At 40.7% G+C, this 20380-nt stretch carries 22 protein-coding genes; 15 read left to right on the top strand and 7 right to left on the bottom strand.

Going from position 1 to position 20380, the window contains the following annotated elements; genetic code table 11:
• The first annotated feature begins 52 nt into the window (after window positions 1-52).
• Window positions 53-2629 (top strand): DNA mismatch repair protein MutS, encoded by a 2577-nt coding sequence (gene mutS, locus ACSSTM_RS03365; RefSeq protein ID WP_106037750.1) that lies wholly within the window; start codon window positions 53-55, stop codon window positions 2627-2629.
• Between the two features lie 20 nt (window positions 2630-2649).
• Complete coding sequence (mutL, locus tag ACSSTM_RS03360) at window positions 2650-4551, top strand: DNA mismatch repair endonuclease MutL (protein ID WP_034662188.1); 1902 nt, start codon at window positions 2650-2652, stop codon at window positions 4549-4551.
• An 89-nt stretch (window positions 4552-4640) separates the two neighbouring features.
• Here mutL and bslA read toward each other — a convergent pair whose 3' ends face one another.
• Together bslA and ACSSTM_RS03350 are read right to left on the bottom strand one after the other, a co-directional pair.
• Complete coding sequence (bslA, locus tag ACSSTM_RS03355; RefSeq protein WP_034662185.1) at window positions 4641-5177, bottom strand: biofilm surface layer hydrophobin BslA; 537 nt, start codon at window positions 5175-5177, stop codon at window positions 4641-4643.
• Window positions 5178-5301: 124 nt separating this feature from the next.
• Window positions 5302-5700 (bottom strand): hypothetical protein, encoded by a 399-nt coding sequence (locus tag ACSSTM_RS03350; RefSeq protein ID WP_034662180.1) that lies wholly within the window; start codon window positions 5698-5700, stop codon window positions 5302-5304.
• Between the two features lie 574 nt (window positions 5701-6274).
• Between ACSSTM_RS03350 and ACSSTM_RS03345 the strand changes: the two genes are divergently transcribed.
• From ACSSTM_RS03345 to ACSSTM_RS03335, 3 genes are all read left to right on the top strand, one after another.
• Window positions 6275-6748, top strand: coding sequence for a CarD family transcriptional regulator (locus tag ACSSTM_RS03345; protein WP_034662177.1), 474 nt, complete (start codon window positions 6275-6277; stop codon window positions 6746-6748).
• 313 nt (window positions 6749-7061) lie between these two features.
• Window positions 7062-7811: a poly-gamma-glutamate hydrolase family protein gene (locus ACSSTM_RS03340; RefSeq protein ID WP_034662173.1), complete on the top strand. Its 750-nt coding sequence runs from the start codon at window positions 7062-7064 to the stop codon at window positions 7809-7811.
• A gap of 165 nt (window positions 7812-7976) precedes the next feature.
• Window positions 7977-9125, top strand: coding sequence for a Rap family tetratricopeptide repeat protein (locus tag ACSSTM_RS03335; protein ID WP_034666524.1), 1149 nt, complete (start codon window positions 7977-7979; stop codon window positions 9123-9125).
• 90 nt (window positions 9126-9215) lie between these two features.
• Here the strand turns inward: ACSSTM_RS03335 and ACSSTM_RS03330 are convergent, their stop codons facing one another.
• A complete protein-coding gene (locus tag ACSSTM_RS03330; protein ID WP_034662171.1) occupies window positions 9216-10541 on the bottom strand; it encodes a S8 family peptidase in 1326 nt (441 codons plus the stop codon).
• Window positions 10542-11125: 584 nt separating this feature from the next.
• On the opposite strand from ACSSTM_RS03330, the gene ACSSTM_RS03325 reads away from it, so the two are divergent.
• Entirely contained in the window at window positions 11126-11860 is a 735-nt protein-coding gene (locus ACSSTM_RS03325; protein WP_034662166.1) for a poly-gamma-glutamate hydrolase family protein, read from the top strand.
• Window positions 11861-11937: 77 nt separating this feature from the next.
• Complete coding sequence (locus tag ACSSTM_RS03320; RefSeq protein WP_034662163.1) at window positions 11938-12387, top strand: OsmC family protein; 450 nt, start codon at window positions 11938-11940, stop codon at window positions 12385-12387.
• Between the two features lie 47 nt (window positions 12388-12434).
• On the opposite strand, the gene erbB is transcribed toward ACSSTM_RS03320, so the two are convergent.
• The 4 genes from erbB to ACSSTM_RS03300 all read right to left on the bottom strand — a co-directional run bounded on the left by erbB (window position 12435) and on the right by ACSSTM_RS03300 (window position 14034).
• A complete protein-coding gene (erbB, locus tag ACSSTM_RS03315; protein ID WP_034662159.1) occupies window positions 12435-12803 on the bottom strand; it encodes an SMR family multidrug efflux transporter EbrB in 369 nt (122 codons plus the stop codon).
• A gap of 15 nt (window positions 12804-12818) precedes the next feature.
• The gene (erbA, locus tag ACSSTM_RS03310; RefSeq protein WP_034662156.1) at window positions 12819-13136 is read right to left on the bottom strand and encodes an SMR family multidrug efflux transporter EbrA; all 318 of its coding nucleotides are present in this window, start codon (window positions 13134-13136) and stop codon (window positions 12819-12821) included.
• Window positions 13136-13681 carry a TetR/AcrR family transcriptional regulator gene (locus ACSSTM_RS03305; protein ID WP_095285193.1) on the bottom strand — a complete coding sequence of 182 codons (546 nt, stop codon included), beginning with the start codon at window positions 13679-13681 and terminating at the stop codon, window positions 13136-13138. The genes erbA and ACSSTM_RS03305 overlap by 1 nt, the downstream gene beginning before the upstream one ends.
• A 101-nt stretch (window positions 13682-13782) precedes the next feature.
• Window positions 13783-14034 (bottom strand): hypothetical protein, encoded by a 252-nt coding sequence (locus ACSSTM_RS03300; RefSeq protein WP_012010040.1) that lies wholly within the window; start codon window positions 14032-14034, stop codon window positions 13783-13785.
• A 104-nt stretch (window positions 14035-14138) separates the two neighbouring features.
• Here ACSSTM_RS03300 and ACSSTM_RS03295 point away from each other — a divergent pair, with 104 nt between their 5' ends.
• The 8 genes from ACSSTM_RS03295 to nrdF all read left to right on the top strand — a co-directional run bounded on the left by ACSSTM_RS03295 (window position 14139) and on the right by nrdF (window position 20321).
• Entirely contained in the window at window positions 14139-14540 is a 402-nt protein-coding gene (locus ACSSTM_RS03295; protein WP_420734921.1) for a YmaF family protein, read from the top strand.
• A gap of 69 nt (window positions 14541-14609) precedes the next feature.
• Complete coding sequence (gene miaA / locus ACSSTM_RS03290; RefSeq protein ID WP_437403991.1) at window positions 14610-15566, top strand: tRNA (adenosine(37)-N6)-dimethylallyltransferase MiaA; 957 nt, start codon at window positions 14610-14612, stop codon at window positions 15564-15566.
• A 25-nt stretch (window positions 15567-15591) separates the two neighbouring features.
• The gene (gene hfq / locus ACSSTM_RS03285; RefSeq protein ID WP_003211269.1) at window positions 15592-15813 is read left to right on the top strand and encodes an RNA chaperone Hfq; all 222 of its coding nucleotides are present in this window, start codon (window positions 15592-15594) and stop codon (window positions 15811-15813) included.
• Between the two features lie 165 nt (window positions 15814-15978).
• Window positions 15979-16311: a YmzC family protein gene (locus tag ACSSTM_RS03280; protein WP_034662143.1), complete on the top strand. Its 333-nt coding sequence runs from the start codon at window positions 15979-15981 to the stop codon at window positions 16309-16311.
• Window positions 16312-16390: 79 nt separating this feature from the next.
• Window positions 16391-16603: a hypothetical protein gene (locus ACSSTM_RS03275; RefSeq protein WP_003212415.1), complete on the top strand. Its 213-nt coding sequence runs from the start codon at window positions 16391-16393 to the stop codon at window positions 16601-16603.
• A 265-nt stretch (window positions 16604-16868) separates the two neighbouring features.
• Window positions 16869-17261: a class Ib ribonucleoside-diphosphate reductase assembly flavoprotein NrdI gene (gene nrdI / locus ACSSTM_RS03270; RefSeq protein ID WP_008360380.1), complete on the top strand. Its 393-nt coding sequence runs from the start codon at window positions 16869-16871 to the stop codon at window positions 17259-17261.
• Complete coding sequence (gene nrdE / locus ACSSTM_RS03265) at window positions 17221-19323, top strand: class 1b ribonucleoside-diphosphate reductase subunit alpha (RefSeq protein WP_034662140.1); 2103 nt, start codon at window positions 17221-17223, stop codon at window positions 19321-19323. The genes nrdI and nrdE overlap by 41 nt, the downstream gene beginning before the upstream one ends.
• Window positions 19324-19340: 17 nt before the next feature.
• Complete coding sequence (gene nrdF, locus ACSSTM_RS03260; RefSeq protein WP_034662137.1) at window positions 19341-20321, top strand: class 1b ribonucleoside-diphosphate reductase subunit beta; 981 nt, start codon at window positions 19341-19343, stop codon at window positions 20319-20321.
• Window positions 20322-20380 lie beyond the last annotated feature (59 nt).

Here is a 20380-nt window from a genome sequence, read left to right as displayed (position 1 = left end):
TATAATGGAAGATGGTATGAATTCGAATGTAGTATAGTGAGGGATTAGAAATATGGCAAGTTATACGCCCATGATACAGCAATATTTAAAGATCAAGGCAGAGTATCAAGATGCCTTTTTATTTTTTCGCTTAGGCGATTTTTATGAGATGTTTTTTGATGACGCAAAAGAAGCGGCACAAGAATTGGAAATTACGTTAACAAGCAGAGATGGCGGGACAATACCAATGTGCGGTGTTCCTTATCATTCTGCTTCTGCATACATAGAACAATTGATTTCAAAAGGCTACAAAGTCGCGATTTGTGAGCAGGTGGAAGATCCTAAAACGGCAAAAGGTGTAGTCAAAAGAGAAGTCGTTCAACTCATTACACCAGGTACGGTGATGGATGGTAAAGGATTAAGTGAAAATGAAAACAACTTCATTGCCTCTGTGACAAAGTTTGAAAATGGATATGGACTTGCACTTTCCGATTTATCTACCGGTGAAAACATGGCGGCGTTCATTGATCGATTAGATGAAGTCGTGTCTGAAATTTATTCTGTCGGTGCAAAAGAAATTGTGGTGTCAAAGCAGCTGGATGAAGAAACAGTCAAGACCTTAAAGGAACGGTGCCAAGCGACCATTTCATACGAAGATAGTGATGATTTGATCGATGAAGCTGAGCGACTCGTGTCCCGCCTGAGCGAGCAACTAAGATCGGCCTTTTTGACATTATATGCCTATTTAAGAAGAACGCAAAAAAGAAGTCTCGATCACCTTCAGCAAGTTCAAGTGTTTGAGCTCGAACAAACAATGAAAATTGATCTTTACTCAAAACGAAATCTTGAATTAACAGAGACGATCCGCTCAAAAAGCAAGAAAGGCTCTTTATTATGGCTGCTAGATGAAACAAAAACAGCGATGGGCGGAAGGCTGCTCAAACAATGGATCGACCGGCCGTTAATTCGCCTTTCGCAAATTAAAGAGCGTCAGGAAATGGTGCAAATTTTGATGGATCATCTCTTTGAACGAGAGGATCTGCGAGAACGGTTAAAGCAAGTATATGATCTCGAACGTTTAGCTGGCCGTGTCGCATTTGGCAACGTGAATGCCCGTGATCTCATTCAGTTAAAAGAATCCTTAAAACAAGTGCCAGCCATTAAAGAGCTTGTGCATTCATTGCCAGAGGAAATGGCGAAATCAAGAGCGAATGATATTGACCCTTGTGATGACTTACTTGATTTATTAGAAGATGCGCTATATGAGAATCCGCCGATGACGTTAAAAGAAGGCAATTTGATTAAAGACGGCTACAATGCAAAATTAGATGAATACCGTGATGCCAGCCGAAATGGGAAGGACTGGATTGCACGGCTTGAACAGCAAGAAAGAGAATACACAGGCATTCGCTCCTTAAAAGTCGGGTTTAATAAAGTGTTCGGTTATTATATCGAAGTGACACGCGCGAATACGCATCTTCTGGAGGAAGGGCGTTATGAAAGAAAACAAACGCTTGCCAATGCAGAGAGGTATATTACACCTGAATTGAAAGAAAAAGAAGCGCTGATTCTTGAGGCAGAATCAAATATAAGCGAACTGGAATATGAACTATTCGCAGCTCTCAGGGAACAAGTGAAAGTCTATATTCCGAGATTACAGCTGCTCGCAAAACAAATGAGTGAGCTGGATGCCCTCCAATGTTTTGCGACTGTCAGTGAAAAGCGCCGTTATATCCGTCCGGAATTCTCAGAGGATGAGGTGGATGTCATAGATGGCCGTCACCCAGTCGTTGAAAAAGTGATGGATCATCAGGAGTATGTGCCAAATGACTGCCATATGGGAAAAGGCCGGCAAACCTTACTCATTACTGGACCGAATATGTCAGGGAAAAGTACGTATATGAGACAAATGGCGCTTATCTCAATTCTTGCGCAAATTGGCTGCTTTGTGCCGGCATCAAAGGCGACCCTTCCGATCTTTGATCAAATCTTTACACGCATTGGTGCGGCAGATGATTTGATTTCTGGTCAGAGTACTTTTATGGTAGAGATGCTTGAAGCAAAAAATGCGATGGTGCATGCAACGAAAAACAGCTTGATCTTATTTGATGAAATTGGACGCGGGACAAGCACTTATGATGGAATGGCTCTTGCGCAGGCAATCATTGAATTTGTTCACGATCATATTGGTGCCAAAACGCTATTTTCTACACATTACCATGAGCTCACAGTCCTGGAGTCTCAATTAAGCGAGCTGAAAAATGTCCATGTACGTGCTGAAGAGCATGAAGGCACGGTCGTTTTCTTACATCAAATCAAAGAGGGGGCAGCTGATAAAAGCTATGGTATTCATGTAGCTCAGCTTGCTGAATTGCCTGATGCCATCATCGATAGGGCCCAGACCATTTTGACGGAGCTTGAGAGCGGATCACATGAAGTGACCCCGCACGTATCTGCAGCCCCAAAAACAGAAAAGACCGAGGAAAAACAGCAGCTTTCTTTCTTTGAAGTAGAAGAAAAACCGCAAACTAAACCAGTTCTAAAACAGAAAGATCAAGCGGTGATCGAGGAATTAAAGTCATTCAACCTAATGGACATGACCCCGCTCGAAGCGATGACAAAGCTATATGAATTGCAAAAGAAATTATAATATAAGGTGAGGTGAGCAAAATGGCAAAGATTATTCAGTTATCCGATGACCTATCCAATAAAATTGCTGCAGGTGAAGTAGTCGAGCGTCCGGCTTCTGTCGTAAAGGAGCTTATGGAAAATGCAATTGATGCAAGCAGTACAGTGATTGAAATCGATGTAGAAGAAGCAGGTCTTTCCTCTATTAGAATGATTGATAATGGTGTTGGAATCGATGCTGAAGATTGTAAGCTCGCCTTTCAGCGCCATGCAACGAGTAAAATCAAAGATGAAAATGATCTGTTCCGTGTCAGAACGCTCGGCTTCAGGGGAGAGGCGCTGCCAAGTATCGCATCTGTCTCTCATCTAGAAATGAAAACAAGTACTGGTGAAGGAGCTGGAACGCACCTGGTACTGCAAGGCGGAAAGATCATTTCAGAGAAAAAAACCTCTGGCCGCCGCGGTACCGAGATTGTCGTTACCAACTTATTTTACAATACGCCTGCCCGCTTAAAATACATGAAAACCGTTCATACGGAGCTTGGCAATATATCGGATGTCGTCAATCGAATTGCGCTGGCTCACCCAGAAGTATCGATTCGCTTGCGACATCAAGGGAAAGTCCTGCTTCAGACGAATGGAAACGGGGATGTGCGGCATGTGCTTGCGGCCATTTACGGGACAGCTGTTGCGAAAAAAATGGTGCCGCTTCACGTGCAATCACTTGATTTTGAAGTGAAAGGATATATCTCCTTGCCAGAAGTGACAAGGGCATCACGGAATTATATGTCTTCTGTTGTAAACGGCAGATATGTTAAGCATTTTCCGCTCGTGAAAGCGGTCCATGAAGGGTATCACACCCTGCTGCCGATTGGCCGCCATCCGATTACATTTATTGAGATGAAGATGGACCCCATTTTAGTGGATGTGAACGTTCACCCTTCGAAGCTTGAAGTGAGACTAAGTAAAGAGCAGGAACTTCATGAGCTAATCAAACAAGGAATTAAGGAAGTATTTCAAAAGCAGCAACTCATTCCAAGTGCTTCGGTACCAAAGAAAGCACCAATGCCAGCTATCAAAAATGAGCAGCAATCCTTAACCTTTGATGCGAAAAAAATAAACACAAGCGTGTCGGAAACGCCGCTATCCTATCAGCCGGAGCCTCTCGAATCGGTTGTATACGAGACAAGTCAGACGGGTACATATGGGACGCCTGAGCAGGAAAAGACTGAGGCGTCATCACCCGTATTTTATGAAGATGCTCCATCTGAGCGTGTTCAGTTAGAGGAATCCGCCGCTTCACTAGAATATGAAGAGTCGGTACTGAGAGAAGATGTTGCAGAAACCATTTCAGAAAACGAACGTGTTCCAGTCATGTATCCCATCGGGCAAATGCACGGCACATATATTTTGGCTCAAAATGAACGAGGGCTTTATATTATCGATCAGCATGCGGCCCAGGAGCGAATCAAGTATGAGTATTATCGTGAGAAGGTAGGAGAGATCAAGCAGGAAGTGCAAGAAATGCTCGTCCCATTAACATTCCACTACTCGAAAAACGATATGCTGATTATTGAAGAGCATAAAGAGATACTAACGAAAGTGGGCGTCTTCTTAGAGCCTTTCGGTTCAGGAAGCTACATTGTTCGGTCGCATCCGCAGTGGTTTCCAAAAGGGGAAGAGGCTGAACTGATCGAAGAGATTATAGAGCAAGTGCTAGATGAGAAGCGTGTTGATATCAAAAAATTGAGAGAAGAAGCGGCGATCATGATGAGCTGTAAAGGTTCTATCAAAGCAAATCGCCATTTGCGTCATGATGAAATCAAAGCCTTATTAGATGAACTCCGGCAGACAAAGGACCCCTTCACTTGTCCGCACGGCCGGCCGATCATCATTCATCACTCGACATATGAAATGGAAAAAATGTTTAAACGGGTCATGTGATCAAATGAAAAAAAGACAAAGGGCTAAAATAAAAATCATTTTAGCCCTTTGTCACAATCTGAAGCGCTCTTATTAGAGCGCTTTTTTATTTAGCATCCACAAGGATTTGGCGGTGTGACCACAACTGGTCGTGTTTGAATATCAAGGGTGTCCTCTGCATAAAATTTAGAACCAATGCTAAGCGCACGGTTTTCTGCGCGGAACGTGTATGTACCTGCAGCAGGAAGTACTTTATGAGAAAGTTGTAATTTATATTGTGAAATTCCTAATAAATCGATTCTAGCTGGAATGCGGACAGTTTTTCCACTGTTCAAAATGTAGCTGTCTTTTAATGCTTTTCCATTGAAGATGTCTTTTGTTGTCGCTTGAAAGCCTGCAGGCAATGTGAACTCAATGGCACCGATACTTAAAACAGAATTTGGGCGGTATGTCAGCTCAATGTCAGAAAAAGACCATTCCTGCTTACTTGTACCTGTAATTTTTGCATAAAGTTCAGCTGGTCTTGCATTCGTTGATGCTTTGCCTTCCTCCGTTTTGACTCCTTCTGCGGATGCAGCAATCGGTACCGATAGTGCCATGACCAGTGTAAGCATTCCCATCATGATCATTGTCCATGTTTTTTTCATTTCTTCCTTCCCCCTTGTTGAATATAGGTAAATAATAGATGATTACACCCATTATTTACCTACAAGGTTACCATATTCCTATATGGTATTAAATGGTATATTATACCCTTATTTTGTCACTTGTTTAGTAATAACGGGGGAAAAACGCATTTGGTTGGTTCATTCCATAACCATGGCCTGTCATTTGCTGATTTGGCATCATCATATGCATATCTTGATATCCGTATGGATGATATGGCATCATTCCGTATCCACCATAGTGGCCAAGATGATGGTGATCTTTCATTGGAACATGTGAAAAGGCATCATGCTGATTTGGAAACGGCGAATAGGTTGAATGATGATGCGGATAGTGTCCGCTGTACATATCTTTTTTACCGGTATGATCATGCTTTGGCATATTCATAGGATCCTGCATGTTTGGCGCGACCACATGCTCATGATTGGCTGTATACACATTCTCAAATGTATGATAGGGATTTTCTTGGTGATGATGATTCATTGGGCTATTCATATTGTTCATTTGATATCTCATCCTTTATGTCAGGTTGCCATATCCTATGAGCATGATCCGTTTCATGAGCCTATCCATATGAAAAAAACCGGCTTTTCAGCCGGGAAAACGAAAAGCAGGTGAAAGCGTCAATTGCTAATATGAGAAGCCATGTCTTCTTCTACGACGCTTCTTACAGCTGCTGCAGACACTTTTAGGACAGTAATAGGGATCGTAGCTTCTAGAAGTATCCCAGAAATCGCTCTCAAACCATTTATCTTTTTTATGATGAAACTTTTTTTCTTTACATGGATCCTCATGGCAATGATCGTCATGCTTTTTATAACAGTTTGAGTGGGAATGTTTGCACTTGCACTTGCATTTGCACATTGTCATCCCTCCTAAATGTGACTCAATGCTAGTATATGCAAGAATAAGACAAGGGGACTGGATGATGGCGCTTTTTTTGTAAAAAAAGGCTTTTTCTGAAAAACTCAAATAAAAAGAATTGACTAGTGCTAAAATAACATGATAGAATATAAATTTTTATCCACCGATGAAATGTGTTATAATCATAATGTGAATACTTTCGGAGGTGGCGGATTTGTTTCAAATAGGTGATAAAATTGTTTACCCTATGCATGGTGCCGGTGTGATTGAAGGAATGGAAGAAAAAGAGATTTTAGGTAAGACGGAGGAATATTTTCTGATTCAAATGCCGAATATGCAGATGATGATCCCAAGAGGCAGAATCAATCAACTAGGTATACGTCCGGTAGCAGATCAAGCAACGCTGAAAGTTGTGATGAACAATTTTGCAGAAGAAACAAACGACGACACGCTTACTTGGAAGCAAAGATATGATGAAAATCTGAAAAAGCTAAAAACAGGTGCGATCGAAGATGGTGCAGACGTTGTCAAAGATCTGATGAGACGCAATCAGAAGAAAGCATTAAATTCAAGTGAAAAGAAGATGCTTGAAGATGCACGAGGCATGTTAGTGAGTGAGATTTCTCTTGCACAAGGACTGTCGCAAGATGAAGTCCTTTCAGCTTTAGAGAATGAACTAAGAGTTTAATGATGGATATACAGTAATTGGCTGTAAACAGAAGGGCATACCTTTTGTTTACGGCTTTTTTTGTTTGAAATCAGAAGAATATGTCCATTTTTGTAGGTGATTTTAACTAAAGCTAAAATAAGGTCATACGATGCAGTTTTTATTCAAGCAATGAATGATTCAAAGAAGTCAGAAATACCTAGGGCAGCATAAAAAAACAGGTAAGTTCTCCTGATTCGTTCAAATGAGCCGGACAACCTTTGAATTCTGTTAGCCATTGATAGTAAAATAATGCGATAAGATGACACCTAAGAGAATGAAAAGGAGCGGTGAAATGAAAAGGCTACTGATATGCGGATTCATCTTTCTGATCCTGTGTGCTCTTTTAATGGTGAAATGCAGCCATTCTGTTCAAGAAAAAAAAGAGCAAAAGCAATATCAAGAAGAGGTAGAAAAGTATCAAAAAGAGCGAAAAAAAGGGGATCAATATGAAAGCTTTAAACAGCTTATCCGACATGAAAGAGAAGGCTATGAAATAGAATTTCACGAAAAGGGTGGAAGTGATTTACTCGTCTTTTCTCCTCATGGAGGGGAAATTGAACCAGGAACAAGTGAAATTGTAGAAGCATTTCAAGAAAAGTACTCTACGTATTTGTTTGAAGGAACAAAACAAGACAATAATCGTGATTTGCATATTACAAGCACCAAGTTTGATGAACCGATATTGGTTCAAATGATTAAAACGTATCCCTTCTCCATTTCCATCCACGGCTATAAAAGTGATAAAAGACACACGCTAGTTGGTGGGACAAACGAAAAAATGCAAAGAGCAGTTGTACGAGAATTAAAGGATCGAGGATTTTCTGCAGAAATGGTGCAAGAAGGCGAACGGCTTTCAGGAACAGATCCCAAAAATATTAATAATCGAAATGCGAGTGGTGAAAGTGTTCAGCTAGAAATTAGTACGGCGCAGAGAGAAGCCTTTTTTGACAATTTTGATACGAGAAAAGGAAAGAAAAAAGCATTCAGACGTTATATCAGTGCTTTAAAAGAAGTATTAAGAGAATTTGACCCATCTTCGTAGAAAAACCGTTTTGATGGGCAAAATTACTCCATTTAAACTTGGTAAAAAAGATAGAAATATGCGAAATGAACATAAATTATGTAATAACTTACAATTTGCCTTAAAAACATAAATTATGTAAAATAATAGTTATCAGTTTGATATGATAGAATGGGGCTGAAGTGGATGGCACACAAAATACCATCTTCCGAAGTAGGTGTAAAGATCAATCAATGGTACACGCATATTTGCAAATTTGAAGTCGAACAAGCAAACGATATGAAGCGCCTTGTTGAAGAAGAAATTCATGAGATGGAAGAGGATCAAGATTTACTTCTATATTATTCTCTAATGGATTTTCGCCATCAAATGATGCTTCAGCATTTAACGCCAGTCCATGCAGGGAGTGAAACGCTTCAAGCCGTGTCTTTTCCGAAAGAAATGGAAGATGGAGAAGATGAGATGACAGGCTTGCTCGGCTATTACTTTCATTTTTTCCATGGAATGTATGCGTTTATCCAGCGCCGGTATATCGAGGCTATTTCCTATTACAAGCATGCGGAACATCAACTGATCTTAGTGACAGATGAGATTGAAAAAGCGGAATTTTACTATAAAATCGCTGAAGTATACTATCATATGAAACAAACTTATTTCTCCATGCATTATGCTAAAAAGGCGAGAGACATTTATAAGAAACATCAGCTTTATGGAAAAAGAAGCATTCAATGTGATTTTGTCATGGCAGGTAATTGGATTGATGTGAGTCAGCACCAAAAAGCGCTTCCTTATTTAGAAAAAGCGTTAAAGGTCTGTGAAGCGATGGAACGGCAAGAATGCACATCTTATTTTAAAGCGATGGCTCTTAATAACTTAGGTGCTTGTCATTATAGTATGGGAACGTATCATACAGCGACTGTCTTTTTTGAACAAGCCATTTCCCTTTATCAAAAAGATCAAGCATCCACGATGATCAAATCATTATTTTCACTTGCCCTTACTTGTTTTAAACTCGGAGATATCCAGCGGGCGGGCGAGGCTATACGTAAAGGAATGAAAGAGGCTTGTTTATTGGAAGATGAAATTTATCAGTTGAAATTCCAATTTTTGCAGGCGCTTTATATAGAAAAAGACAGCTGTGAGCAATTAAGGTCGGCCCTTTTTGGTCTGCGAAGCAAAAAAATGTTTGCTGATTTAGAGGAATTAGCACTTGATGCGGCTAATTATTATAAGGAACGCGACATGTACAAGGAATCTTCCACTTTTTTTGAGATTGTGATCGAAGCGCGTACGCACATTCAAAAAGGAGATGAGATGTATGAGAACGAAGCATAACATGTCAGCTGCTCAAGTAGATGAAAGACTTCACACGTAATAACAGACAAACAACACCCTTTACGAATCAACGTAAAGGGCTTTTTTAATTTATTCTTTGATGGCCTTTTCTGCGTCAATGGCACCTGCTCCGTAAATCATCGGGTCATCTCCAGACCACTTGCTTGTATTTTCTTTTAACAGGGTTTTGACATCATCGGGCGTTAAATCTGGTGAATGCTCTAAAAGAAGAGCGCAAATACCAGCACAAATCGGTGTTGCCATAGATGTGCCAGATAACGTCGTGTAATCGTCATCGACTCTGCTTGATTTATCGAGTTTATCTAGAAAGGACCTTGGTGATCTGAGAGAGACGATGTTTACTCCTGGTGCGAGAATATCAGGCTTTGTTTCACCATAAACAGTAGGGCCTCTGCTCGAAAATGGTGCCACGATATCATCGTTTGATTCTGGTGTATTCCGGTCATCAAAAGCGCCAACCGTAATAACTTTTTGACTGACGGCAGGGCTCGCAATCGTTTGGCTGTTAGGACCAGAGTTTCCGGCAGCGACGCATACAACAATGCCTTGATCCCAAGCAGCATTGACAGCGCGCACCATCGGATCGTCTTGTTCGTCATCATAACGCTGGGCATCTCCGCCTAGTGACATACTCATAATATGAATCGGATCATCAGGATGATCTTCATTGAACTGGATGCACCATTCAACCCCTTCTATAATAGTAGAAAGTGATCCAGCCCCTTGTTTATTTAACACTTTCACGCCAATTAAATTAGCTTTTGGAGCAGGTCCTTTGTACAAGCCATCTGAGGCAGCTCCGTCTCCAGCTACATCTCCAGCGCAGTGAGTGCCATGCCCGTTATCATCATAAGGCTTTGTTTTTTGCTTGACTAAATCCACAAAATCGCGAATTCTTCCTTCTAGATCTTCATGCGGATAAATCCCTGTGTCAATGACAGCGACCGTAATACCTTCCCCTGTTAAGGTTGTACCGTTTCGGATGACTTCATCAGTATGACTTGCTTGTGTGGCCACATCCAGAAGTGCATGAACTTTCCGGTCTAAATAAATTTTACGAATATGCTCACCATTCGCTAACAGCTCCTCTAAAGCAGCCGGTGTTAGGTCAGCAGCGCAGCAGTCGATATGTGAAAAGTGCCGTTTAATTTTTGTTTTTCTATTTTTTTTCATGAACTGTTTTGCGCTTTGAATACCTGCTTCGACCGCACCTTCCTTAAATTCAATGATCACACGAAGCTTCTTTCTCTTCTTTAATCTTCCTTCCAAGAAACGATGAAGAAAGCATGGCGTCCATTTAAAAGGTTTATAAAGGTGAAGGACGGTTTCTCTTAAAGGCTGATCCAGTTTACTAGCTTGTGTTCTGACCATTTGCACCATAGAAAATCCAAACATGTAATGCCCTCCATTCTAGCTATCCATTCTTGTACACTATTACGTTATGAGAATGAGAGCTGCTTGGTTCGGATTCATGCCCCTCCTTTTCTTCATATTGGCGGCTGACTGATTTCTCTTTAAAAAGAAAAGCGCTTACATTTTGTAAAATAATAGAAAAAGGTGAAAAACATGTAGAATCTGCCGATGATAGGTGGGAGAGTTCTTCAAAGAGAACCGGTGAAACAATCGATTTTGCAGAAAAAAGGGAGGGATAAACAGGGTCAATGCTCATACAAATGTGACTTGTCACAGAGGAAAAAAATCAAATCCATATAAATACAAGCCGAATTAAAGAAAACAGACTGGATAGAACTAGGCCATTTTAAACATAACTTCATTTGTCTGTCATACTATTCTAACTCTGTTTTTAAAGAGGAGAGGCGTTTCTGTGTATATAAATGCAATTATCTTATTTTTGAGGAATCTCATGATCTAGAGTGTTATGATCAAATTTGAAGAGAAAAAGTGGAAAAAATGAAAAGAAATGATGATTCAATATAAATCATAGAAACGGCTTAGAAATCTGTTAAAGGAGAACGGGAATGAAGAAGTTTTTTGCTTTGCTTCTCCTGCTTGCGATCGGATGGGGCGTTTATTATACAATGCAAGCACAGGAACATGATGAGCCAGTGTCATCAGGTGGGGAAGACGAAAGCGGTTCAAATGATATTTATCGCAATTTTAAAGAACTGGAAGAAAACGAATCAACAAGCAGCTATCAGATTACAGCCAACCCAGTGCCTGGAAGCCGTCTTCTAGTGATGTCACCCCATGGCGGGAGGATTGAAGGCGGCGTGAGCGAGATCGTCCATTTTTTCGATAATGATTTCTCTACGTATTTGTTTGAAGGCTTAAGAGAGAATGCGTCAGAACTTCATATTACAAGCACAAACTTTGATGAGCCAGTCGGCGTCGCGCAGGCAAAAGCACACGATTATATCTTAGCAGTTCATGGATACAAAGGTGAGGAAGGAATTGACCATACTCTCGTTGGCGGAACAGATTACGACCGTGCAGAAAAAATTGTGAACTCATTAGAGCGGAACGGATTTTCTGCTGAACTGGCTGTCGCACACGCAACCCTGAGCGGAACAAGCAATCATAATATTAATAATCTTACAAAAACAGGGCAAAGTGTACAGCTAGAGATTAGTAGAAGTCAGCGTGAAGCTTTATTTGACAGTTTTGACTTTCGGCGGCGGTCGAGTACAAAAAACGAGACGTTCTACCGGTATGTCAGGGCGATTCGGACAGTGCTGGATGAGGAATATACATAAAGATGGTGCACATGTTAAGACAAGCAGCGTGAATTCTTGTTACACTATAAAAAGTGATAATAAAAGGAGAGACGAATATGGCGCGTCATCATTTTCATCTTCAGGCGAGCTGGCCTGGTCTGCGTAACGATGTGGGTACAATCTCATGTGAACAGTTAAAAACGAAGATTTCAATTCCAAAAGAAATGGACGGTCCCGGCATTGGAACAAATCCAGATGAGATGCTCTTAGGTGCAGCGGCTACGTGTTATATTATTACACTTGCCGCTATGATGGAGCGGAGCCAATTAGAGAAAGAGGATCTAACGATGAGTTCTGAGGCTGTCGTAGATGTGACCAATGGTGTGTTTACATATGAAAAAATCATTCACCGGCCTGTCATCATCCTCAAACAATCCGCTTCCCCGCAAGATATTGAGCTGGCCCGCAAGCTCGCGCATAAAGCCGAAAGCTCATGTATGATCTCAAGAGCTGTTCAAGGAAATGTGGCCATTTCCTTAGAAGAAACCATTCAAGTTGGCGGGTAAAAACAAAAAAGTCATTTTCTCTTATTAAATGGAGAAAATGACTTTTTTTATGACGTCCATTCGGTTTGATCGATTTGTTCTTTGTTTTCTTCCTTTTGTTTTTTGGACAGGTTCAAGACAATCACGCCGCATATCACAAGTGCAAGGCCGATGAAGCCTTTTATGTGAATGGTTTCGTTAAACAGCACGAGTCCGATAAGAGCAGTGAGTGCTGTTCCAACGCCAGACCATGTCGCATAAGCAGACGAAAGGTCAATGGTTTTAAGTGCCAAACTGAGGAAGGTAAAGGCGCAGCCAAATCCGATCAGGACCCCAATACTCGGCAGCAGTTGCGAAAAACCTTGTGAAAGCTTCAGCATCGTACTGCCAAAAACCTCCGTCAAAATGGCTCCTGTTAAATAGAGCATTCCTTTCATGATCTCTCACATCCTTTATGACATATTTAAAAGTACGACTCCTGAGACAAGCATCGCCATCCCAATGACTGCTTTTTGGTTCAAGGTTTCTTTGAAAAAAAGCACGCCAAAAATAGCCGTGAGGATTGTACCAACCCCAGACCATGTTGCATAAGACATGCTAAGCGGAATGATATTCAGAGTCAATGACAGCATATAAAAGGCAAGTGTATACCCAGCAACAACGACAGCGCTCGGCTTAAAGCGAGTAAAGCCGTTGGAGAATTTTAACATCACGGCGCCAATCGCTTCTGAAAAAATCGCCACAGCTAGAAAAAGATATCCGAGGATCATTATGATCCCTCCTCTAATAGGTGTAAAATCCGATGAAGTAAAAGGGTTTTTTCCTCTCGGTTCAGCGGTTCAAGCTGAAACATTTCTGAAAACCATATTCCATCACAAGCAAGACGAATCAGCTGGCTCAATGTTGGGTCATTGATTTCATCAGCTGCTTTCGCTTTGAACTCTGCATAAAAATCACGCCAAGGGTTCAATAACACTTCATCAAATGACATAGTAGCAAGCATACTTGTACATAGCTGAGTCGTATTTTGATGATCAAGATCATGTAATGTGGCCGATATATATGCACGGACATAAGGCGCTTTTTCATGCTTGTAAGTTTCTTGATACGTTTCGAGCTGCTGACGAAAGCAAAGAATCGCATGCTCATTCATTTTTTGGATGAGCTCTTCCTTGCTTGCGAAATGATAAAGCAGGCCGGCTTTGGTCATATGTGCATGCTCTGCCACTTGCTGAAGGGTAAGCTGGCTTAATCCTTCTTCTAAGATCGTGCGGGCAGCTGCATCAAAGATTTGCTCTTTTTTGGTTTTAGACATAAAAAAAACACCTACTTTACTGAACGGTCGGTAAAGTAAATGTTAACCCATCAAAAACGAGTGTGTCAATCGATTCATTTGATTTCGCTAAATCGTCATATTTAATAATAAGGGTATGGTCCATATGGCGGGTACGGAGGCGGATAAGGGTACCCATAGCCATAGCCTGGCGCAAGCAGAGACCCAGCAAGCAGACCTCCAGCAAAACCACCTAAAAATGGAGGTCCGAAGAATCCGGGTCTACCATAACCGAATCCAGGTCTCCCAAACCCAAAACCCGGGCGTCCAAAGCCAAAACCAAAAGGTCTTCTCATGTCTTCTTGCATAAATGGCGGTGCATCAAAATAATTCATAAAAAAAGGCTCCTCTCACATAAAATCACTGTAACTGACATCAGTGTATTCGATTGGCCTATATGTGTTTGGGTGAACGCCTATTATAAGGAGGAATGTAAAAAATGGGCCTGTATCTATCTGATTGGGCAAAATGCCCGCCGCATGCTCATGCCTATAAAGCACGAACGGATGTAACAGAAGAGCATTATCATTTAATAGAAGGCATTTCTCAGCCTGTCAATGGAAGTAATACCGATCAGCATACTCATTTCTATCGCGGGATCACCTCTTTTGAGAGAGGGCATTTCCACAGATACTACGGCGTCACAGGGCCGGCAATTCCAAGATTGGATGGTACGCACTATCACGAGATTGAGGAAGTCACGTTTTCTGCCTATAACGATTCTGTCCCCATTCCGTACGGAGGAGTTGTCTATAGTCCGGACGAGGAGCGGCCGACGCATACGCACCGATTAAAAGGGAAGACATATGAAGTGGTCGGAAATGAACCACTCGGCTGGTGATAGGCCGTATATAGGAGAGAAAGAGAAGTTATGCTATACTGTAGGCAGTTTGTAAAAGAGAGTGATGTTATGAAAAAAACGAAACAACCAGTGATTGTATTAGTAGGACCGACGGCTGTCGGGAAAACAAAACTGAGCATTCATATAGCAAAAGCATTTAATGGAGAAATTATCAGTGGTGATTCTATGCAGATTTATAAAGGAATGGACATTGGAACAGCTAAAATCACCCCTGAAGAAATGGATGGTGTCCCGCATCACTTAATTGATATTAAAGAGCCGGACGAATCCTTTTCTACAGCTGAATTTCAGCAGCTGGTCCGTGTGAAAATCAAAGAGATTGCCGCTAGAGGGAAAACACCAATGATCGTCGGCGGAACAGGTTTGTATATCCAATCTGTTTTATATGATTACACATTTACCGATGAGAAAAGTGATCCTGCTTTTAGAGAAGAAATGGCGCTGTTTGAACAGCAGCATGGCCCCCTTCAGCTGCACGAAAAGCTAAAGGCATTAGACTCTGATGCTGCAAAAGCCATTCATCCGAATAATGTCCGCCGCGTGATCCGGGCGCTGGAAGTGATCCATACAACAGGTCAGAAAATGTCGGAGATGCAAAGTGGTCATCAAGAAGTTCCTCTTTATGATACAGCCTTCATTGGGCTGAAAATGGATCGAGAGCTTTTGTACGAGCGCATTCACCAAAGAATTGATATGATGATAGATGAAGGCTTAATTGAGGAAGTGAGCGCACTTTATCAATCTGGCTTGAAGGATTGTCAATCGGTTCAAGCGATTGGTTATAAAGAGCTGTATGCGTATTTTCAAGGTGACTGCTCACTTGATGAAGCTATCCAGCAATTAAAGCAAAATTCCCGCAGATATGCGAAGCGTCAGTTCACGTGGTTCCGTAATAAAATGGATGTCACTTGGTTCGACATGACACCGCCTTGCCACTTTTCAGACAAAAAAGAGGAAATTTTCGCATATATAGCAGGAAAGCTTGGACTTAAAGCGAAACTGTAGTTATCAGAATCAAGGAGGACGAAACATGAAACCGATTAATATTCAGGACCAATTTTTGAATCAAATTCGTAAAGACAATACCTTTGTCACAGTATTCTTACTGAATGGCTTTCAGCTTCGCGGTCAAGTGAAAGGATTTGACAATTTCACGGTGCTGCTTGAAACAGAAGGGAAGCAGCAGCTTATTTATAAACACGCCATTTCTACATTTGCACCTCAAAAGAATGTGAATCTAGAATTAGAATAGGATAGGATAGTTCCACCTAATAGCCCCATGCATCTGCGAATAAACCGGCCGGAACCCGCTACGTTTTTTGTCAGTGCAGAGGGGCTATTTTGCATGCCATGAAACTTTTCTGCCTATTCTGCGTATAATCCCTTATTGGATATGGAGAAAGGTGAGGGAAGCGATATGGAAAACGCAGAGCTTGAATTAAGAAGGATTAGGGTGATCCTTCTACTAATTGGGATTGTTGTCTTATTTGGATCGTGCGCCATTTCAAACATTGAATCCAGGCAGGAAAGCTGGCATAACTATTCTAATCAAGATGATCATGGACATATAGAAGGTCTTTTACAATCAGCTGTTGCTCTAAAAAATAATCACTTTGCTGTTGTGAAAGATGATGAAGTACATGTGTACCGGTTTGACGAAAAAGAGGGAGAACTGACTCTTATTAAAACAAAATACATAGATGAGTGGGACGAAGATTATGATGATGATGACGATTCTGTAGAAGAGTAAGCACGTGAATTTACAAATGAATGTGAAGTCGCTACACTATAATCATGCATCAGACATCTAGACAGAAAAGGATGAGTTCATGACACACAAAATTAAAATTAATCATTGGGAACAAACTTGTGAAGACGACTCCTGTTTCGAATATGGAACAAGCGTTTCTGTAAATGGGAAAGAATTAGTCAGAGAAGCTTCAATCGTCTCTGCGCTTGAAGCGGTGCTAAAAGAATTAGGTGTTGAAGTGGAAATTACAGAAGTGTCAGAAGATTTACAGTGCGATGCCTACAAAAAATAAAACAAAAAGTCTAGTCTACTAAGCGATTTTTTTTCGTGTTATGATAGATTTCGGTTTCAGTTGAATAGAGAGTAGAGCAGTCTATTTTTAGATCCTGTTCTGCTCTATTTATTTGAACGTACGAGTTCGGCTATGAATGTTCGGCCGGGTTGGTTGATTTTTTTCGTTTCGAACATCTATATGTTGTGTTTTGAAAAAACATAGTATACTATATATAGTGAATAACGAAATGATCAACAATACTAAAAACTAGGTCGTGATGGAATTGATTCAAATCGTATTTGATTCAAAAACAGGAAATGTTCAACGCTTTTTGGACAAGACCCCTTTTACAGACAAACGAAAATTGACTGGAGAAGAGTTTTTGGATACGCCGTTTATTCTCGTCACCTTTACGACAGGATTTGGACAAGTCCCTAGTACCACTCAATCCTTTTTAGAGAAAAATGCCCACCTTTTACTAGGTGTTGCAGTGAGTGGAAACAAAGTGTGGGGAGATAATTTTGCCAAAAGCGCCGATACGATTTCTAAACAATATCAAGTTCCTATTTTGCACACCTTTGAACTAAGCGGAACAAAAAGGGATGTTGAATTGTTTACACAGGAGGTAGAAAGAATTGTCACAAAATCAGGTTCCAAAGTGGATACAATTAAATAACGAGATTATGATTCAAAAAGAAGGAAAGTTTCAGTTTGATAAGGACAAAGAAGCTGTACATAGTTATTTCGTAGATTATATTAATCAAAACACGGTCTTCTTTCACAACTTAGAAGAGAAGATTGATTACTTAATAGAAAACGACTACTATGAGGAAGAATTTTTAAGACAATACAGCATGGCAGATATTAAAGAAGTATTCGAAGCTGCATATGCGAAGAAATTTAGATTCCCATCATTCATGAGTGCGTTTAAGTTTTACAACGACTATGCACTGAAAACAAATGATAAAAAGAAAATCCTTGAACGCTATGAAGACCGCATTTCAGTTGTAGCACTTTTCTTTGCGGGCGGAGATAAAGAAAAAGCCCTTGAGTTTGTAGAACTGATGATCAATCAGGAGTACCAGCCAAGTACACCAACATTCTTAAACGCTGGACGTAAAAGACGCGGTGAGCTTGTGAGCTGTTTCTTGCTTGAAGTGAATGACTCATTAAACGATATTTCAAGAGCGATTGATATTTCAATGCAGCTTTCAAAACTAGGCGGCGGCGTCAGTTTGAACCTGTCAAAACTTCGTGCAAAAGGCGAAGCAATCAAAGATGTTGAAAACGCGACAAAAGGTGTCGTCGGCGTGATGAAGCTTCTTGATAATGCATTCAGATATGCAGATCAAATGGGACAAAGACAAGGATCAGGCAGTGCCTACCTCAATATTTTCCACAGAGATATCAATGATTTCTTAGATACAAAAAAAATCTCTGCTGATGAAGATGTTCGTGTGAAAACATTGTCCATCGGTGTTGTCATCCCGGACAAATTTATCGAGCTGGCAAGAGAAGATAAAACAGCTTACACCTTCTATCCACACACAGTCTATAAAGAATATGGACAGCATCTTGATGAGATGGACATGGAAGAAATGTATGATGAGCTTGTAGAAAACCCGAAAGTCAAAAAAGAAAAAGTCAATCCGAGAAAGCTTCTTGAAAAATTGGCTGTTCTTCGCTCAGAATCAGGCTATCCATATATCATGTTCCAAGATAATGTGAATAGAGAGCATGCATTAAACCATATTTCACGAGTGAAATTCTCAAACCTATGCTCAGAAGTGCTTCAGGCTTCAGAGGTCTCTTCTTACACGGACTATGATCAAGAAGATGAAATCGGTCTTGATATTTCTTGTAATCTTGGTTCATTAAATATCATGAATGTCATGAAAAACAAATCGATCGAAAAAACGGTCAAACTTGCAACAGACTCACTAACACTTGTGTCTGAAACAACAGACATTCGCAATGCACCGGCTGTTCGAAAAGCGAACAAAGCGATGAAATCAATCGGACTTGGCGCGATGAACCTTCACGGGTATTTGGCTCAAAACCAAATTGCCTATGAAAGTGAAGAAGCAAGAGATTTCGCGAATACTTTCTTTATGATGGTGAACTATTATTCAATTAAACGCTCAAGTGAGCTTGCAAAAGAAAAAGGAGAAACATTCCATCGTTATGAAGGCTCTGGCTATGCAACGGGTGAGTACTTCAATAAATACGTGGAGAATGATTTCACACCAAAAACAGAAAAAGCAGCAGCACTATTTGAAGGCATGCACATTCCAACAAAAGAAGACTGGGCAGCACTCAAAGACTTTGTAGCGGAAAATGGCATGTACCATAGCTACCGCTTATGTATTGCACCAACAGGTTCCATTTCTTATGTGCAATCGGCCACAGCCTCTGTTATGCCAATTATGGAACGTATCGAAGAAAGAACATACGGCAACAGCAAAACCTATTACCCAATGCCAGGTCTTTCAGCGCAGAACTGGTTCTTCTATAAAGAAGCGTACGATATGGACATGTTTAAAGTGGTCGATATGATCGCAACGATTCAGCAGCACGTCGATCAAGGAATCAGCTTTACACTATTCCTGAAAGATACGATGACAACGCGTGACTTAAACCGTATCGATCTGTATGCACACCATAAAGGCATTAAGACACTTTATTATGCAAGAACGAAGGATACAGGGCAGGAAGGCTGTCTTTCTTGTGTTGTTTGATTAAAGGAGAGTTTAACGTGACAAAAATTTATGATGCAGCCAACTGGTCAAAACACGAAGACGATTTTACACAAATGTTTTACAACCAAAATGTGAAGCAGTTCTGGCTTCCTGAAGAGATTTCCTTAAACGGGGATCTCTTAACATGGAAATATTTAGGTGAAAAAGAGCGAGATACGTACATGAAGGTACTTGCTGGCCTGACTTTACTTGATACAGAACAAGGAAATACAGGGATGCCGATTGTGGCTGAACATGTAGACGGCCATCAGCGTAAAGCTGTATTAAACTTTATGGCGATGATGGAAAATGCGGTACATGCAAAATCATACTCAAATATCTTCATGACCCTCGCACCAACTGAAACGATCAGTGAAGTGTTTGAATGGGTCAAGAAAAATAAATTCTTGCAAAAGAAAGCAGATATGATTGTCAGTTTATACCGTTCGATTCAAAAGGACGATCCGATTTCCCTCTTTAAAGCAATGGTTGCTTCTGTTTATTTAGAAAGCTTCCTATTTTACAGTGGTTTTTACTACCCGCTTTATTTCTATGGACAAGGAAAGCTCATGCAAAGTGGTGAAATCATCAACTTGATTTTGCGTGATGAAGCGATTCACGGTGTGTACGTTGGGTTATTAGCGCAAGAAATTTACAACAAACAAACACCTGAAGTGCAAAAAGAGCTGTATGATTTCTCGATTGACCTCTTGAACGAGCTTTATGAAAATGAACTTCATTACACGGAAGATATATATGACCAAGTCAATTTATCACATGATGTGAAAAAGTTCATTCGTTACAATGCCAATAAAGCGTTAATGAACCTTGGATTTGCCCCTTACTTTGAAGAAGAAGAGATCAATCCAATTGTATTGAACGGACTCAATACAAAAACAAAGTCGCATGACTTCTTCTCAATGAAAGGGAACGGCTACAAAAAAGCAACTGTAGAGCCGTTAAAAGATGATGACTTCTTCTTTGGAGATGAATCATAAGTAAGGCGTAAAAGTCAAAACGCATCACTCGTTTTGGCTTTTTGCCATTTCATACAATG

The organism is Bacillus sp. RK1064 (assembly GCF_051488405.1).
Lineage (GTDB): Bacteria > Bacillota > Bacilli > Bacillales > Bacillaceae > Bacillus.
This window is presented reverse-complemented; position numbering and strand designations above follow the sequence as displayed.

Excerpts from the sequence above, each read along its gene's own strand:
- bslA (WP_034662185.1), bottom strand. The coding sequence starts at position 5,177 with ATGAAAAAAACATGGACAATGATCATGATGGGAATGCTTACACTGGTC.
- erbA (WP_034662156.1), bottom strand. The coding sequence starts at position 13,136 with ATGATCCTCGGATATCTTTTTCTAGCTGTGGCGATTTTTTCAGAAGCG.
- ACSSTM_RS03300 (WP_012010040.1), bottom strand. The coding sequence starts at position 14,034 with ATGAATTATTTTGATGCACCGCCATTTATGCAAGAAGACATGAGAAGA.
- ACSSTM_RS03305 (WP_095285193.1), bottom strand. The coding sequence starts at position 13,681 with ATGTCTAAAACCAAAAAAGAGCAAATCTTTGATGCAGCTGCCCGCACG.
- ACSSTM_RS03280 (WP_034662143.1), top strand. The coding sequence starts at position 15,979 with ATGGAAAACGCAGAGCTTGAATTAAGAAGGATTAGGGTGATCCTTCTA.
- ACSSTM_RS03320 (WP_034662163.1), top strand. The coding sequence starts at position 11,938 with ATGGCGCGTCATCATTTTCATCTTCAGGCGAGCTGGCCTGGTCTGCGT.
- ACSSTM_RS03325 (WP_034662166.1), top strand. The coding sequence starts at position 11,126 with ATGAAGAAGTTTTTTGCTTTGCTTCTCCTGCTTGCGATCGGATGGGGC.
- ACSSTM_RS03350 (WP_034662180.1), bottom strand. The coding sequence starts at position 5,700 with ATGAACAATATGAATAGCCCAATGAATCATCATCACCAAGAAAATCCC.
- ACSSTM_RS03275 (WP_003212415.1), top strand. The coding sequence starts at position 16,391 with ATGACACACAAAATTAAAATTAATCATTGGGAACAAACTTGTGAAGAC.
- mutL (WP_034662188.1), top strand. The coding sequence starts at position 2,650 with ATGGCAAAGATTATTCAGTTATCCGATGACCTATCCAATAAAATTGCT.
- mutS (WP_106037750.1), top strand. The coding sequence starts at position 53 with ATGGCAAGTTATACGCCCATGATACAGCAATATTTAAAGATCAAGGCA.
- ACSSTM_RS03335 (WP_034666524.1), top strand. The coding sequence starts at position 7,977 with ATGGCACACAAAATACCATCTTCCGAAGTAGGTGTAAAGATCAATCAA.
- ACSSTM_RS03330 (WP_034662171.1), bottom strand. The coding sequence starts at position 10,541 with ATGTTTGGATTTTCTATGGTGCAAATGGTCAGAACACAAGCTAGTAAA.
- ACSSTM_RS03340 (WP_034662173.1), top strand. The coding sequence starts at position 7,062 with ATGAAAAGGCTACTGATATGCGGATTCATCTTTCTGATCCTGTGTGCT.
- hfq (WP_003211269.1), top strand. The coding sequence starts at position 15,592 with ATGAAACCGATTAATATTCAGGACCAATTTTTGAATCAAATTCGTAAA.
- miaA (WP_437403991.1), top strand. The coding sequence starts at position 14,610 with ATGAAAAAAACGAAACAACCAGTGATTGTATTAGTAGGACCGACGGCT.
- erbB (WP_034662159.1), bottom strand. The coding sequence starts at position 12,803 with ATGAAAGGAATGCTCTATTTAACAGGAGCCATTTTGACGGAGGTTTTT.
- ACSSTM_RS03295 (WP_420734921.1), top strand. The coding sequence starts at position 14,139 with ATGGGCCTGTATCTATCTGATTGGGCAAAATGCCCGCCGCATGCTCAT.